The organism is Vicinamibacterales bacterium (genome assembly GCA_036012125.1).
Taxonomy (GTDB): Bacteria; Acidobacteriota; Vicinamibacteria; order Vicinamibacterales; family UBA823; genus UBA11600.
On sequence record DASCOS010000002.1, the window covers coordinates 139,245 to 153,619 of the forward strand.

Below are 14,375 nucleotides of genomic sequence, written 5' to 3' on the forward strand. Positions count from 1 at the left end.
AATGGCAAGAATGAAAGAAAAGACGAACAAGGGTGCGCACATGGAGACCAGCTGTGACATGAATGTCACGCCGCTGATTGATGTGCTTCTCGTGCTGCTTATTATCTTCATGGCCGCGCTTCCGCTTACTCAGAAGGGCGTTGATATTAACCTTCCGGCTGAGACACGCTCAGCGAATCAAGCACAGCCTGATACCAGTCAGATTGTGCTTGAATACACCGCTGACCGTCGTGTGTCAGTGAATAAACAAGAGGTTCAGCTCCGCGAGGTAGCCGCTCGTCTGCGAACCATCTTTGAGCAGCGGAAGGACAAGACGATGTTCATTGCTGGAGCAGCCACCTTGCGCTACGGTGAAATCATCGACATCATCGACGCGGCGAAAGGTGCGGGTGTTGACAAGGTCGGCATCGTTACCGATGGTATGCGTCAGGCAGCTGGTGTAACGGGTGGTGGGGGAGGCTAGGCTCAACTCCTCAAGATCGATTTGAACGGCGGCGCGTGCACTGTGTGTATGCGCCGTTTTTTTGAGTACCATTTTCCTACCAGACCAGAATCTTCGAGTTAAGACTGAAACCTTCAAAAGGGTAAGAGATTTGGTTTCTTGCTCGAAATATCTCCACGTTGATACAGTTGAGGTCTAACACCTAGGTATTTCTCCGGTCTTTCCTCAGTTTCCTTGCGTGTTTGATGCAGATAGCTATTCGGGCGGCTCTAACATTCTTGCGTTAGCGAGGAGGAATCTTTAATTGACCTTTGGCGTTGCCGGGCAGACGAAGACTGCAGTTTGTTCGAGGTGTGGCGGTGAAGGCCTAGAAAAAACGGCCAGCCCCCTAAAGGGAACCGGCCGTTTCGTGTCCGTGTGCGAGCAAACGTTGATTAACCGCCGCTGGAGGCCGCCGCCGCCGCCGCAACAGCTCGCTCCTGTTGTTCGAGACGGAGCTCGTTTGCCCGTTCGCGAAGTGCATCTGCCTCGGCGATCAAGGCATCTTGTGTTGCCTTATTGGTCGTGGCGTTTGCTTGCATTCTGAGTAGGATGTTCTTGTAGGTCATTGCTTCGTGGTAGTCATCCTTCAACTCGAGTGCTTGATCTACTTCAACGATGCCTTCCGCAACGTACCCTGCCTTTTCCTCTTCATCTAATCGGAAGTCGCGAAACGCTTTCTCCCAGAAATACGTAGCGAGTGTGTAATACGCTTCTGGGTTGTCCGGCTCGATCGCCGCTCTACTTCTAAGTGCTGTGATCGTCTCCTCGAACATCTCTTGACGGTTGAAGAACGCAGCCAATTGTAAGTAGACCGAAGGATCGCGAGGCTGGAGGTCAACGACGTTTCTGAGGATCGTCTCGGCCTCTTGGGCCTGCCCTGAGTCTTCATAGAGTCGTGCCAGTGCAAAGTGATTGGCGACCTCGTCAGGGTTTAACTCGATCATCCTGCGGATGATCGGCTCAGCTGCACCTGGGTTGTTCAATTTATCCGGACCATAAGTGGCTACGAGGTATTCCATCGACAGTTGCTGCATATCCGGGTTGTCGATAATCTGCTCAGAAGCCAATCGGTAGTTCTCGACTGCTTTTTCCAGTAAGACGTCATTCTCTGGCTCGCCACGCCGACTCGGTCTATACATTTGGTCGTAGCTGTTTCCCAGATAGAAATAGGCAACACGGAGCTCGGGTGCAGAATCGAACGCGCCGCTGTCGGCTACCGTTAGCTCGTAAGCGTGCGCGGCCCGCTCGTACTCAGCCTGCGTGTACAGGCCATTCGCTTCCTTGAAATTCTTTCGAGCCATGAGCATGGAGTAGTAGTCACAGCCGGCTAGTGAAACGCTTAGCGCCGCCACGATGGTCAACCGCGGCATAATCCGTCGCATATTCATGATTTCCCCTTTTAACTGCATCTCGAGTCTCTCCATTTAGAGCACGGAAACCTGTTGACCAAAACCCGGTCAAAGGGGGGCGAGAAATCTCGGGCAAGACCCGCGAGAACGCCCCGAACCGAGCCAGTATAGTGAACCAAAAAACGACCCGTCAAGCTTGTTTGAGGTTTTGGTCGATTAACCTTCACAGGCTTCTAGGCTGCCCGCGCACTGGTTGTGGAACCCTAACGTCCTTGACCGGTTCCAAGAGCCGTCTCTATCATGGTGTCAGGATGGTCCACAAGTAACGGATCTCATTACTGGAACACCGCTTGTCATGATTCAGTTCGAAGAACTTATCGAGAAGGTTCGGCGGAATAGCCCGGACGCCAATATTGAACTTCTGAGGCGGGCTTATACCTTCTCGGCTACGGAGCACGAAGGCCAAGTCCGTCGTTCGGGCGAGCCTTACCTTGGCCATCCACTTGAAGTTGCCGACTTCCTGGCCGATATGCACCTTGACTCTGTAGCCATTGCGGCAGCGCTGCTCCACGACGTCGTCGAAGACACATTAACTACTATCGAACGAATTGAAGAGGGTTTTGGACCAGAAGTAGCGCATGTGGTAGCGGGCGTGACGAAGCTTGGCGCGATACCGTTTTCATCTTCGGAGGAGCGTCAGGCTGAAAACTTCCGAAAGATGCTTCTAGCGATGGTTGACGACGTTCGTGTCATCCTGGTGAAACTAGGAGATCGACTCCACAACATGCGTACGCTGGATCATCTACCGGAGGCTCACCGGATCCGCATCGCGCAGGAAACGAAAGACATCTACGCTCCGATTGCCAACCGGCTCGGGATGAGCAAAGTAAAGAATGAGCTCGAAGAGCTAGCGTTTCACCATTTAGAACCTCGAGCCTACGAGGCCTTGCGTATAAAGGTCGAAGACCGCCGGCGCGTAAGCGAAGGGCAAATCGAGGAGCTCAGGCAGACCATCGCGACTAAGCTCACCGATGCGCAGATTCCCATTGAGTACCTGGAGGGGCGGATTAAACGCCTCTTTAGTATTCATCAAAAGCTTAGACGACAACGAATCAACATAGACCAAGTATACGACTTGGTGGCTCTACGCTTAGTCACACACACGACCAAGGATTGTTATGCAGCGCTCGGAATCATTCACCATACTTGGTCCCCTGTGCCTGGACGGATCAAGGACTTTATTGCGATGCCTAGACCTAACGGATATCAGTCACTTCACACCTCGGTAGTGAGTGAACGAGGATTCGCGTTCGAGGTCCAAATCCGAACGGCAGAGATGCACCGAGTGGCTGAGGAAGGGATCGCGGCGCACTGGAAGTACAAGGAAGGCCGGATTGGCGCTAATCGCGACGAGCAATACTTTCTCTGGCTCCGACAAATGCTCGAATGGAATCAGGAGGTCCGCGACCCTCAGGAGTTTATGCAGAGCCTGAAGGTCGATCTTTATCCAGAAGAGGTCTACTGCTTCACGCCTCGCGGCGAGGTGAAATCACTTCCCCGTGGAGCAACGATCATCGATTTTGCCTACACGGTACATACCGATGTCGGGCACCAATGTACCGGGGGAAGGCTGAATGGGAAGATGGTGCCGTTACGTACCCAATTGAAGAACGGTGACATTGTTGAAATTGTGACCACCCAGGGTCGTCGTCCGAGTCGGGACTGGCTGAGTATTGTGGTGACCTCACGGGCGAGAAACAAGATTCGTCATTTCATTAATGCCGAAGAGAAAACCCGCGCCACGGAAATCGGTCGGAAGCTTCTTGAACGAGAAGCTCGCCGGTGCAACATCAAAATTAAGTCGAAGCTAACTGCTCAGTCGATGACCCGACTAGCGGCAGAATACGGCTTTCCGAAAATCGAGGAGTTGTACGCCAAGATCGGTTATGGGAAGGTTGCCGCGAGGCACGTACTTGGAAAGCTTGTGCCCGAGTCTGACCTATCGGACCATGGGGCTAAGAACGAAGTCGCGGCCCCACCGGTGGCAAACGTTCAGTCAAGTAAAGAACGCATCACAGTGCGCGGATTCGACGATCTTTTGGTGTTCCGTGCACGTTGTTGCAATCCGATTCGCGATGAATCGATTGTTGGCTATATCACGCGCGGCAAAGGCGTCTCGGTCCACGCTACGGACTGCCCGAATGTTCTCAATCTACTCTATGATCCCGAACGGCGCATCGATGTAGTGTGGGATAGATATGATGATCCGACGCCTTACATCGTCCACTTGGCGATCCAGATCGAAGATCGGCAAGGCATTCTGGCGGATGTCAGTGCACAGATCGCAAACATTGATACCAACATCAAGAACATCGAGGCGACGACCTTTGACGATCAACGAGGTCGAATTAACGTCACTGTTGAGGTCCGTAACGTCGAACACCTTCAACGCGTGCTCGAGTCACTTCGCGGTGTTTCCGGTGTGCTAGACGTCGAACGGGCAGCGGGCTGAGAATCAAAGTAGAGCGATCGCGTCGATCTCTACCCGAGCATCTTTTGGTAAGCGTGCGACTTGGAAGGCTGCTCGGGCAGGTTCCGGTGTCTCGAAGTAGTTACCGTAAATTTCGTTGACCACAGCAAAGTCGCTCAGGTCGGCCAGAAAGATCGTTGTTCGAACGACGTGGTCGAACGACACGTTGGCAGCGGCAAGGATGCTGGCGATGTTCTTCATGACCTGTTCGGTCTGCGCCTTGATATCGCCTTTCACCATTTCTCCAGTTGACGGGTCCAGTGGAATTTGGCCAGATACGAACAGAAGTTCACCGGTCCTAATAGCCTGTGAATAAGGTCCGATTGCTTGGGGTGCGTCCTGAGTGTGGATGGCTTGCCGCATAGGGGAGGGTGTGCCTTACTAGGCTGCCTTAGCGACCTTGCCGGAGCGCAGACAGCGGGTACAAACACGGATTCGTTTGACGCTTCCGTCGATTATCGCTCGGACCATCTGAATGTTTGCCTGGAATCGCCTCGGGGTCACATTGTGGGCGTGGCTGACGTTACGGCCTACCCTAGGACCCTTACCGCAAATTTCACACCGTCGCGCCATTTCGGTTTCTCCTTGATGTCGTCGGGAACGCCTCAGACCACCACCGCGATGCGCTCCTATAGTACCAAACGAACCAACAATTATAGCATTCGAGAAGAGGTGCGCCAGCGGCTATGGCACGATCAGTCCTTTGGCTGTGTTTGAGGGGGGATCGGAACTCTCAGAACTAGGGGCGTTGCCAGCTATTGTCGAATCTTGTTGTTGACCGTCCGGCTTGGACTCCACGGCATGCTCAGCGATACTGCGCAGAATACCGTCTAGGATAAGGTGAAGGTAGGCATCATCTCCGCCACCCAATGCAGCTCCTGCGTCCCGGCAGGCCCGCTCGGTACGATGTAAGACGGTCACAAAGTCGAGGTCGAGCGAGGTTGGCCCATTCTTCCTCTGTGCTTCGATGGCTGCTTTCAGACCTTGTTCTAGGCGCTGAGCGGGTAATGACGATGCACTATGTTCGTAAATGATGCCACGTCGTTCCGTTTCGAGTGTGGCGGCCAGCGCATGAACGGCGTCAGCGACATCTAGGTCCGTTAATCGCTGAAGCGCCTCAGGGCGGTGACGCGCGATGACGCCCTGAACGAATAGGAATAGTCGGTATTGCCGTTCTGATAAGTCCCGAATTAACGGTACGAGAAAGCGTGCCTCACGCTCGTGCCGCCGCTGGACCAAGGCCGGTGGATGTTGTTGCGCGGTTGCCAGATAGGTGCAATCTGACGGGCATGCTATTTCATGCAAGCGCTTCGTGCCGCAGCATGTGGGGCAAATCAACCCAGTTAACGCTGGGCAGGTCCGCCGCCCCTTCCGCTTTCCACACGAGATGCATCGATTGTCTGACTTTGGGGCCATAGGCAAGGAGCCGACCCAGCGTCGCACAATCGTCCTGAAGGGTCAAACCCCATTGTCCTAGTGCACAGGATTTCTAGGTTACGGCCGATAAAGGTCTTGTAGTGATGAGGGGCGGACACGGGCTAGACGCCCCTCTGGACCAGCTTTTCTTGGGTTGTTTAGGAGAAATAAGGAACTAAATTAGGGCGTTCAGCAACCAAATCCAGCCTTATGGCGTCTATACATGTGGTTGCCCTCGCCATCCAACTTTTGACGGTCTGGTTAGAAGAAATCTAGTCAGTACGAGCCACGTGGAATTAATGCGGGGCAATGCGATACGAAGGCCGGTCTCACCGAGGAAATCTTGAGGCTGCTTGGTGTTTCCGGACTGTGCGGCGGGTATTGGTAAGGAGAAACAACTTCATGGCGACGACAACATATCCTGTAGAAAGTGAGCGCTGTGCTGAGCTGAGACGTATTCTTGAAGAGCGGCGCCAGGACATGATGGTCGAGGTGCACGACCGAATGCGCGTTGTACGTGCTGAAGGCAACAGTGCTACGATGCACGGCGTTCTCGATTCGGTGGAGACTTCTGAGGCGGATATTCAGGACGAACTAGAGTTCTCCCTAATTCAGATGAAAGCCGAGACGCTGAGCAAGATCGATGGGGCACTCCAGCGGCTCAAGGTTGGAGCCTATGGTAATTGTTTTGAGTGCGGAGAAGAGATTTCCGAACAGCGATTACGGGCCCTACCTTTCGCGATAAGGTGCACAGTCTGCGAAGAGGAGCGAGAACAAGCAACGCGGAAAAGCACAACCCAGGAGCGTAGTGACTTGGAAGCACTGTTCGTAGATTTCGCGAGTTAAACCAACAAGGCTGATTGCCTAGAATTCTTCGCTTCAGGCAAACCGCGACCTAAAGGTGAACAGGAGTAAGACGGATCGCCATATGAGCGGTCAAGACGAACGTTACGATTCTGGAAGCGACATGAGCGCTGAGCACCCAATCTCAATTCCGTCGGAGGTGCCTATCCTGCCGCTGCGGGACACCGTCTTGTTTCCCAACTCGTTTATTCCGCTAGCGGTGGCTCGCGAAAGTTCAGTGCGTCTTATCGAAGAGGCAATCGCTTCTGACGCGCTGGTGGGTGTTTTCACGCAACGTGAAGCAGCGACCGAGAAACCTGCACAAGCCGATCTCTATCCGATCGGAACGGTTACCCGTATTCACAAGATGTTGAAGCTGCCGGATGGCAGTCTCCGACTCATTGTACAGGGCTTGGAGCGGCTGCACATCCTCCGTTTCAACACTGAGCACCCCTACTTACGCGCGGCAGTGGAACCGGCAACTGAGGTAATGGTGGAAGAGGATCGTCTTGAAGTGGATGCGTTCCAGCGCAATATCAAGGCTAACTTTCAGCAGGTCGTTTCATTGTCACCACTGTTGTCGGATGACCTGCAAATACTCGCGTCGAACATTGAGGAGCCTGGAAAACTAGCTGATTTTATTGCCTCCAGTTTTACAACAATCCCTACTTCTGTGAGGCAGGAGGTACTGGAAGCCTTAGACATTCGTACTCGAATGGACGTGCTCAACCGGATTCTTATCAAGGAGCTCGAGGTGCTCGAGCTAGGCTCGAAGATCCAGTCTCAGGTGCAGTCTGAAGTTGGTAAGAATCAGCGCGACTACTTCCTACGCGAGCAGATGAAGGCGATCCAAAAAGAGCTAGGTGAAGGCGACGAACAGACTAAGGAGATCGAGGACATCAGAGCCAAGCTTGAGAGCTCTGGGATGCCGGAATCCGTGTTGAAGGAAGCACTACGAGAACTGGATCGTTTATCAAAAATGCCTGTGGCGGCGGCTGAGTACACCGTCGCTCGAACCTACTTGGACTGGATCGTTGCGCTGCCGTGGGCGGTTCGGACAGAGGAGGTCATTGATTTGGCGAGGACGAAGTCGGTTCTAGATAGCGATCATTCCGATCTTGAGAAGGCAAAGGACCGGATTCTTGAGTATTTGGCGGTGCGAAAGCTAAACCCAGAAATCAAGAGCCCGATTTTATGTTTCGTTGGTCCCCCAGGGGTCGGGAAGACGTCGCTCGCTAAGTCAATCGCATCCTCACTCGACCGAAAGCTCGTTCGTATCTCGCTTGGCGGCATGCGCGATGAGGCAGAAATTAGGGGACACCGTCGTACTTATATCGGCGCCTTGCCCGGACAGATAATTCAGGGACTACGGCGCGCCGAATCGAAAAATCCCGTTTTCGTGCTGGATGAGATCGATAAGCTCGGCATGGATTTCCGGGGCGATCCGGCGTCAGCGCTGCTTGAGGTGCTCGATCCCGAGCAGAACAACACGTTTCGTGATCACTACCTTGATGTGCCGTTTGATTTATCTGAAATTCTGTTTATCACGACGGCTAACTTTCTCGACCCGGTGTCTCCAGCCTTACGGGACCGGATGGAGGTGCTTGAACTACCGGGTTACACGGATGAAGAAAAACTCAAGATTGCGTGTGAACATCTCGTGGGCCGCCAAATTGAAAATCACGGTCTGACACGGGAGCAAATTAGTTTCGAAGAGACGGCGATTCAAACAGTAATTCGCAGTCATACGCGAGAAGCCGGCGTACGAAACTTGGAGCGAGAGATCGGCTCACTTTGCCGGAAGGTTGCGCGGCGAAGGGCGGAAGGTTTGGAGGAACCAATTGTTGTGACCTCCGACACGGTTTTAGAGATGCTTGGGTCGCCGAGGTTCCATGACGAAGAGGTCGTTGAACGAACCAAAGATCCCGGCGTAGCGGTAGGACTTGCGTGGACGCCGGTGGGTGGCGAGGTGTTGTTTGTTGAGGCAACGTTAATGGCCGGGAGTGGCACATTGACTCTTACAGGACAGCTCGGCGAGGTGATGAAGGAATCGGCCCAGACCGCTCTTTCGTGGTTCAGGGCCCATGCCGGGGAGTACGGTGTCGACATGGCCTTCTATCAGAATGCTGAGCTTCATGTGCACGTACCCTCAGGTGCGATACCTAAGGACGGGCCGTCCGCTGGTGTGACGATGGCTACTGCCCTCGCGTCGCGGCTGGCGAACCGGGCCGTCCGCGAGGACTTGGCAATGACGGGCGAAATTACTCTTTCGGGCCGTGTATTACCGGTGGGTGGAATTAAAGAAAAGGTGCTCGCTGCACGCCGCCTAGGGATTCCACATATCGTTGTGCCCCGCCTCAATCAGAAGAACATCGACGAGGATTTGAGTGAGGATCTTCGTCGTGAAATGACTATCCACTATGTGTCGTCGGTTGATGAAGTCCTCGAACTGGCATTGGAGCCCTCAAAAGTTCGTGCGGGTGGTCAGTCCTCGGAATCACCGATACCACAGATCGCTAGTTAATTTAGACATTCGCTGCCAGTGCAGGTCGGTTTCTTACTAGGGTTGCGCTTGCTTTCTCAGGTCGCGCAGCAAGCATCTTAGGTCCTTGGGAAGTTTGGCACGAAACTCGACTTGGCGTCTGTCTCGCGGATGCTTGAAGGCCAGCCTGCTAGCGTGGAGAAAGGGCCGTGAGAGACTCGCCACGGTACGATGTCTTGGTGCAAGTCGATGTTTGGTACCACCGTACACGGAATCGCCAACGATAGGATGACCGATAGCTGCTAGATGAACCCGGATTTGGTGGGTGCGACCGGTTAAAATCATGACCCCTATGAGGGTCAGCCCATCGAGTGGTTCAGCTCTCACGATTTCAGTTATTGCTGTTCTGGACCGAGTCGAACTTGTAGACATTCGCTGTCGCTCAGTCCGGTGTCGACCGATCGGGAGATCAATTTTTCGCCCGTCTTGAATACCTCCCCAAACGAGTGCCACGTACTCCTTCTTGACTTCACGCTGGCGGAATTGACGCCCCAGCTCACGATGGGCCTGATCGTGTTTTGCGGCAACCAGTAGGCCTGAGGTTCCCTTATCTAGTCGATGTACGATGCCTGGGCGAAGTTCACCACCGACGCCGCTCAGACCACCCGCGTGATAGAGCAGAGCATTGACCAGCGTGCCACTTGTGTGGCCGGCTGCGGGGTGCACGACCATCCCCGAGGGTTTATTGATTACGATGATGTCGGCGTCTTCGTGAATGATGTCTAGTGGTAAATTCTCTGGAGTTAGGGTTGGAGAGATTGGCGCAGGTACATCGATCGCGATGTGAGCCCCAACACGTGCAACGACACTGGCCTTGACTGGTTCCCCATTAAGTTGCACCCGGTTTGTCTTAATCAGCCGTTGGATAAATGAGCGCGAGTGGTTGGGTAGCAACGTTACCAGAAGTTGATCGATACGTGTTCCACCGTACTTCTCTGGGGTGATTATTTCGATGTGTTCGCCCAGTTCATTCTGATCGGAAGACTCAGGCATGGGACTTACGTTGGTCGGTAAAGGAGAATCTAGCAAGATAGACCAACATAACAATACTGAGCGGAACGATGAGTCCCGAGACGAACTGTGAGGTCGAAATGGCGTCGAAAACCATTCCTCTAGGATCGCCGCGGTAGAATTCGGTAACGAAGCGTGAGACCCCGTACAGTAGAACGTACAGCCAGAACGTACGGCCCGGAAAACCCTGACTGCGCCGTTCCATACCTAACAGCATTAGCAAGATGCCTAATTCTGCGAACGATTCATACAACTGTGTCGGATGGAGGTGGACGTCAAGTGGCGTTCCTACATTGGTTGCTGCGAACGTATTCGTGAACACGATGCCCCAGGGCATATCGGTCGGCTTGCCGTAGCAGCAACCTGCCATTAAACAACCGAGGCGACCGATGGCATGCCCCAGCGCGATGCCCGGGGCGAAGGCGTCGCATGCCGTCCAGACCGGCATCCGGTGGCGGCGTAGATACCACCAGGCCACCGGTACGGCGAGGAGTAGCCCGCCGTAGAAGACTCCACCAGCTCGTACGAGCGATAACAACCGTTCCGCGCTTTGGGAGAAGTACTCAAAATCCACAAGGAACAACATCAGTTTGGCACCAACCAGCGCCGATATGATGATGAGGATTCCTAAATCCATCACCTTATTTGGGTCAAATCCCTGTCTTGCCGAGCGGACTAATGCAAGTTTTAGGCCTATTAGGTAGGCCGCTGCAAGCAGAACGCCATAGCTGTAAATCGTGATTGGACCGAAACTAAGCAGTGTTGGATACATTGCGATCTTCCGTGCGAACGGTATCAACAAGTAAACAGATTGCACCGATTGTTATCATTGAATCTGCAACATTGAATGCCCAAAAATGATACGTACCCCAGTACACATCGACGAAATCAACGACATGGCCGATCATGAGGCGATCGGCCATGTTTCCCAAAGCACCGCCGAAAATCAATGCCAAGCCAATCCTCGCAGAAGTACCGTGTGAGAAAGTCCGCGCGGCATAGATCCCGAGTATAACCAGCGCCAGCAGAGCGACTCCTGTCATGACCACGGGCTTAAAAGGAAAGTCCGCTGCATTCAGGATGCCGAATGCTGCTCCCGTATTCCGCACGTGGGTGATGTTCACGAGGCCTGGGATCAGAGTGATGCTGTCGTGGAGTGGAATGAGTTGTCGGACGAGTGCTTTACAGAGTTGGTCTAAGCCAACGATACTTCCTGCCACAATGAAGATCGACCATCGAATGTGGCAGGGCCACGATTTACCCATCGAAGGTCCGATTGGGTGAGACATCATCGTGATGTTAGGGAGAAGGGATCTTTGCGGCGCTCAACATTTCGACGCAACGATCACACAATCCTTGCTTGTCCGGTTGGTTAGATAGTGACGGCACGTAACGCCAGCAACGCTCGCATTTGAGTCCAGAAGCACGGCCGACTTCAATCCCAATCGTCTCACCCGTCACCGAGCTCTCGTCCGTGGACGTCATTTGCACGGACTCGACCTGTGCTTGCGCGATTAACAGGGTTGGAAGCTCGTCTCGGTATCGTTCAAGCAGGGCGAGTGTATCACCGCTTGCTCGAAGTTGAACACATGCTTCAAGAGAGGTGCCGACCGTCTTGTTCTTACGCAGGATCTCTATCTTGGCATTTACCGCCTCGCGAATTCTAACTAAACGTTCCCACCGTTCGACCAACTCAGAATCAATGAGTTCGTCGAGCCCAGACGGAAAATCAGCAAGATGTACGGAAACCTCTCTGGAACCCGGTAGCACTCTCCAGAGTTCGTCTGCCGTCACGGGTAATATCGGAGCGATGAGCTGCGTCAAACCATCGGCAATCCGAAAGATCGCAGTCTGCGTAGACCGGCGTGCTGGATGTGCCGGTGCGAATGTATACAGCCGGTCCTTTACGATATCGATGTAGAGGGCACTCAACTCAACGGTGACAAATCTATTAAGTGTTTGAAAAATTTGCTGAAAATCGTACCTATCGTAAGCAGTGATGACTCGCGTTGCATTGTCGGCGTAGCGCGCGAGCACGAATCTGTCAAGCTCCTCTAATTGGTCGGGTGGCACAGCATCCTCAATCGGCTCAAAATCATGAAGGTTGGCGACCAGAATGCGTAATGTGTTACGAATTTTTCGGTAAGCCTCGATGACTCGTGCCAAGATCTCTTTACCGATTCTAACGTCTTCTCGGTAGTCGACCATCGCGACCCACAGCCGTAGGATCTCCGCACCGCTTTCTTCGATGACGGTCTGTGGAGCGATGTCGTTGCCTAGAGACTTCGACATCTTTCGGCCTGATTCATCGACGACGAATCCGTGTGTGATGACCTGACGGTAGGGCGCTTTTCCTCGTGTGCCTTGTCCAACTAGAAGGGAACTGTGGAACCATCCACGATATTGGTCGCTTCCTTCGAGGTAGATCTCGGCTGGCCACCCGAGCTGGCGGTCCTCCAGGACCGCCTCGTGGCTGGAGCCAGAATCGAACCAAACATCCAAGATGTCCTGTTCGCGTTTGAATTCATTACCACCACAGGTGTCACACTTATGTTTCGGTGGAACGAATTCCGATAGGTCTCGTTCATACCAGGCGTCTGCTCCAAAGGCTTCAAACACTTTGGCCGCGTGCTCGGTCAGGGCTGTCGTTAGCGCAGCGTCACCACACTTCGTGCAGTACAACGCAGGAATTGGTACACCCCACGACCTCTGGCGGGAAATACACCAGTCGGGACGATATTCCAGCATGTTGTGAATGCGTTCTTGACCCCACGGGGGGAACCACTGAACCTCTTGAATAGCATTCAATGCACCTTGCCGTAGTCCCGCTGCTTCCATTGCAATAAACCATTGCCAGGTTGCGAGGAAAATGACGGGGTGCCGACAGCGCCAGCAGTGGGGATAGGAATGTTCCAATTGAGCTCTATGCCATAGTCGTCCAGCATCGGCTAAAGCCTCTTCGATTTTCGGATTCGCGTCGAAGACACGCATGCCAGAGAAGGTTTTAACCGTGCTGTCGAATTTTCCATCGGGGCCAACCGGGGCGTATGTCTCTAGACCGTACTTCACACCTGTGTTGAAGTCGTCAGCACCGTGACCAGGCGCCGTGTGTACGACCCCGGTACCCTGCTCAAGCGTTACGTAATTGCCTAGAACGCCGACCGATACTCGATCGTAGAGTGGATGCTTGAAGCGTAAGCCCTCGAGCTCGGCACCCTTAACGACAGCGAGGCGTTCGCCTAGGTGGCGTCCTATTTCAGTTTCGATACGTTCCGCGATTGCATCAGCGACGACGACAATAGTGGGAGAGTCACCGCTATCCGGAGAATAGAACCCATAGTCGAGATCAGGATGAAATGCGATCGCCAGGTTGGACGGGATGGTCCATGGTGTTGTGGTCCAGATGAGAGCGGAAACGGGCCGCTCCCCAAGGGCTTTTTGCTTGGCGGCAAGTTCCTCAATGGACTCCTTTGCCATCTTGAACTCTACGTAGATCGAAGGTGAGTTATGAGGTGCGTAATCGACCTCCGCTTCTGCCAGCGCTGTTTGGCAATGAATGCACCAATGCACTGGTTTCTTACCTCGATACACCATACCTTGCTCGACGAATTTACCCAGTGCCCGGACGATTGCGGCTTGGTAGCGAAAAGCCATGGTCAGGTAGGGTTCCGACCAAGTTCCGAGTACACCCAGGCGCTTGAAGTCTTCACGCTGCACGCCAACGTAGGTTTCAGCGTAAGTCCTGTATGCTCGGCGGAGATCGGCTTTACTTAGATCGCGTTTTCTTGAGCCAAGCTCACGGTCTACCTTGAGTTCAATTGGGAGTCCGTGACAATCCCAGCCGGGCACGTATGGGCTGTCGAACCCAGACATTGTTTTGGCCCGTACGACAAAATCCTTAAGGATCTTGTTGAGTGCTGTGCCGATGTGAATGCGCCCGTTAGCGTAAGGTGGACCGTCGTGCAGAACGCATTTAGGTGCTCCAGCACGGTGAGCACGAATTTGCTCGTAGAGTCCGGTCTCTTCCCAGCGCGCAATCGCTTCGGGCTCAGCCTTCTGCAGGCTTGCCTTCATAGGGAACTCGGTGCGTGGGAGGTTGAGGGTTGATTTCCAGTCGGCCATGAAACGTTGTCAGTTGCTAGGTTCGTGCTAGGCTACCTCCGGAGCGCCTCGCTGCCCCCTAGTTTGCCTGATCATTGT

Annotated in this window: 12 protein-coding genes; 4 read left to right on the forward strand and 8 right to left on the reverse strand. The window is 53.6% G+C overall.

Annotation, left to right across the window (positions count from 1 at the left end; all coding sequences use genetic code 11):
• Position 1: 1 nt before the first annotated feature.
• Complete coding sequence (locus QGH09_00765; GenBank protein HJO16720.1) at positions 2 to 463, forward strand: biopolymer transporter ExbD; 462 nt, start codon at positions 2 to 4, stop codon at positions 461 to 463.
• 413 nt (positions 464 to 876) lie between these two features.
• On the opposite strand, the gene QGH09_00770 is transcribed toward QGH09_00765, so the two are convergent.
• Positions 877 to 1,893 carry a tetratricopeptide repeat protein gene (locus tag QGH09_00770; GenBank protein ID HJO16721.1) on the reverse strand — a complete coding sequence of 339 codons (1,017 nt, stop codon included), beginning with the start codon at positions 1,891 to 1,893 and terminating at the stop codon, positions 877 to 879.
• Between the two features lie 295 nt (positions 1,894 to 2,188).
• Here QGH09_00770 and QGH09_00775 point away from each other — a divergent pair, with 295 nt between their 5' ends.
• Complete coding sequence (locus QGH09_00775; protein HJO16722.1) at positions 2,189 to 4,345, forward strand: bifunctional (p)ppGpp synthetase/guanosine-3',5'-bis(diphosphate) 3'-pyrophosphohydrolase; 2,157 nt, start codon at positions 2,189 to 2,191, stop codon at positions 4,343 to 4,345.
• Between the two features lie 3 nt (positions 4,346 to 4,348).
• Here the strand turns inward: QGH09_00775 and QGH09_00780 are convergent, their stop codons facing one another.
• From QGH09_00780 to QGH09_00790, 3 genes are all read right to left on the reverse strand, one after another.
• On the reverse strand, positions 4,349 to 4,726 hold the full coding sequence (locus tag QGH09_00780) for a RidA family protein (GenBank protein ID HJO16723.1): 378 nt from the start codon (positions 4,724 to 4,726) through the stop codon (positions 4,349 to 4,351).
• Positions 4,727 to 4,744: 18 nt separating this feature from the next.
• Entirely contained in the window at positions 4,745 to 4,936 is a 192-nt protein-coding gene (gene rpmB / locus QGH09_00785; protein ID HJO16724.1) for a 50S ribosomal protein L28, read from the reverse strand.
• 111 nt (positions 4,937 to 5,047) lie between these two features.
• Positions 5,048 to 5,668 carry a hypothetical protein gene (locus QGH09_00790; GenBank protein ID HJO16725.1) on the reverse strand — a complete coding sequence of 207 codons (621 nt, stop codon included), beginning with the start codon at positions 5,666 to 5,668 and terminating at the stop codon, positions 5,048 to 5,050.
• A gap of 513 nt (positions 5,669 to 6,181) precedes the next feature.
• On the opposite strand from QGH09_00790, the gene QGH09_00795 reads away from it, so the two are divergent.
• Positions 6,182 to 6,625 carry a TraR/DksA C4-type zinc finger protein gene (locus QGH09_00795; protein HJO16726.1) on the forward strand — a complete coding sequence of 148 codons (444 nt, stop codon included), beginning with the start codon at positions 6,182 to 6,184 and terminating at the stop codon, positions 6,623 to 6,625.
• An 82-nt stretch (positions 6,626 to 6,707) separates the two neighbouring features.
• Entirely contained in the window at positions 6,708 to 9,146 is a 2,439-nt protein-coding gene (gene lon, locus QGH09_00800; GenBank protein HJO16727.1) for an endopeptidase La, read from the forward strand.
• A gap of 36 nt (positions 9,147 to 9,182) precedes the next feature.
• Here the strand turns inward: lon and QGH09_00805 are convergent, their stop codons facing one another.
• The 4 genes from QGH09_00805 to ileS are packed head-to-tail and all read right to left on the reverse strand — an operon-like array spanning position 9,183 to position 14,249.
• The gene (locus QGH09_00805; GenBank protein HJO16728.1) at positions 9,183 to 10,157 is read right to left on the reverse strand and encodes an RluA family pseudouridine synthase; all 975 of its coding nucleotides are present in this window, start codon (positions 10,155 to 10,157) and stop codon (positions 9,183 to 9,185) included.
• The gene (gene lgt, locus QGH09_00810; protein HJO16729.1) at positions 10,150 to 10,947 is read right to left on the reverse strand and encodes a prolipoprotein diacylglyceryl transferase; all 798 of its coding nucleotides are present in this window, start codon (positions 10,945 to 10,947) and stop codon (positions 10,150 to 10,152) included. The genes QGH09_00805 and lgt overlap by 8 nt, the downstream gene beginning before the upstream one ends.
• Positions 10,928 to 11,467 (reverse strand): signal peptidase II, encoded by a 540-nt coding sequence (lspA, locus tag QGH09_00815; GenBank protein ID HJO16730.1) that lies wholly within the window; start codon positions 11,465 to 11,467, stop codon positions 10,928 to 10,930. The genes lgt and lspA overlap by 20 nt, the downstream gene beginning before the upstream one ends.
• 7 nt (positions 11,468 to 11,474) lie before the next feature.
• The gene (gene ileS, locus QGH09_00820) at positions 11,475 to 14,249 is read right to left on the reverse strand and encodes an isoleucine--tRNA ligase (GenBank protein ID HJO16731.1); all 2,775 of its coding nucleotides are present in this window, start codon (positions 14,247 to 14,249) and stop codon (positions 11,475 to 11,477) included.
• Between the last annotated feature and the right edge of the window lie 126 nt (positions 14,250 to 14,375).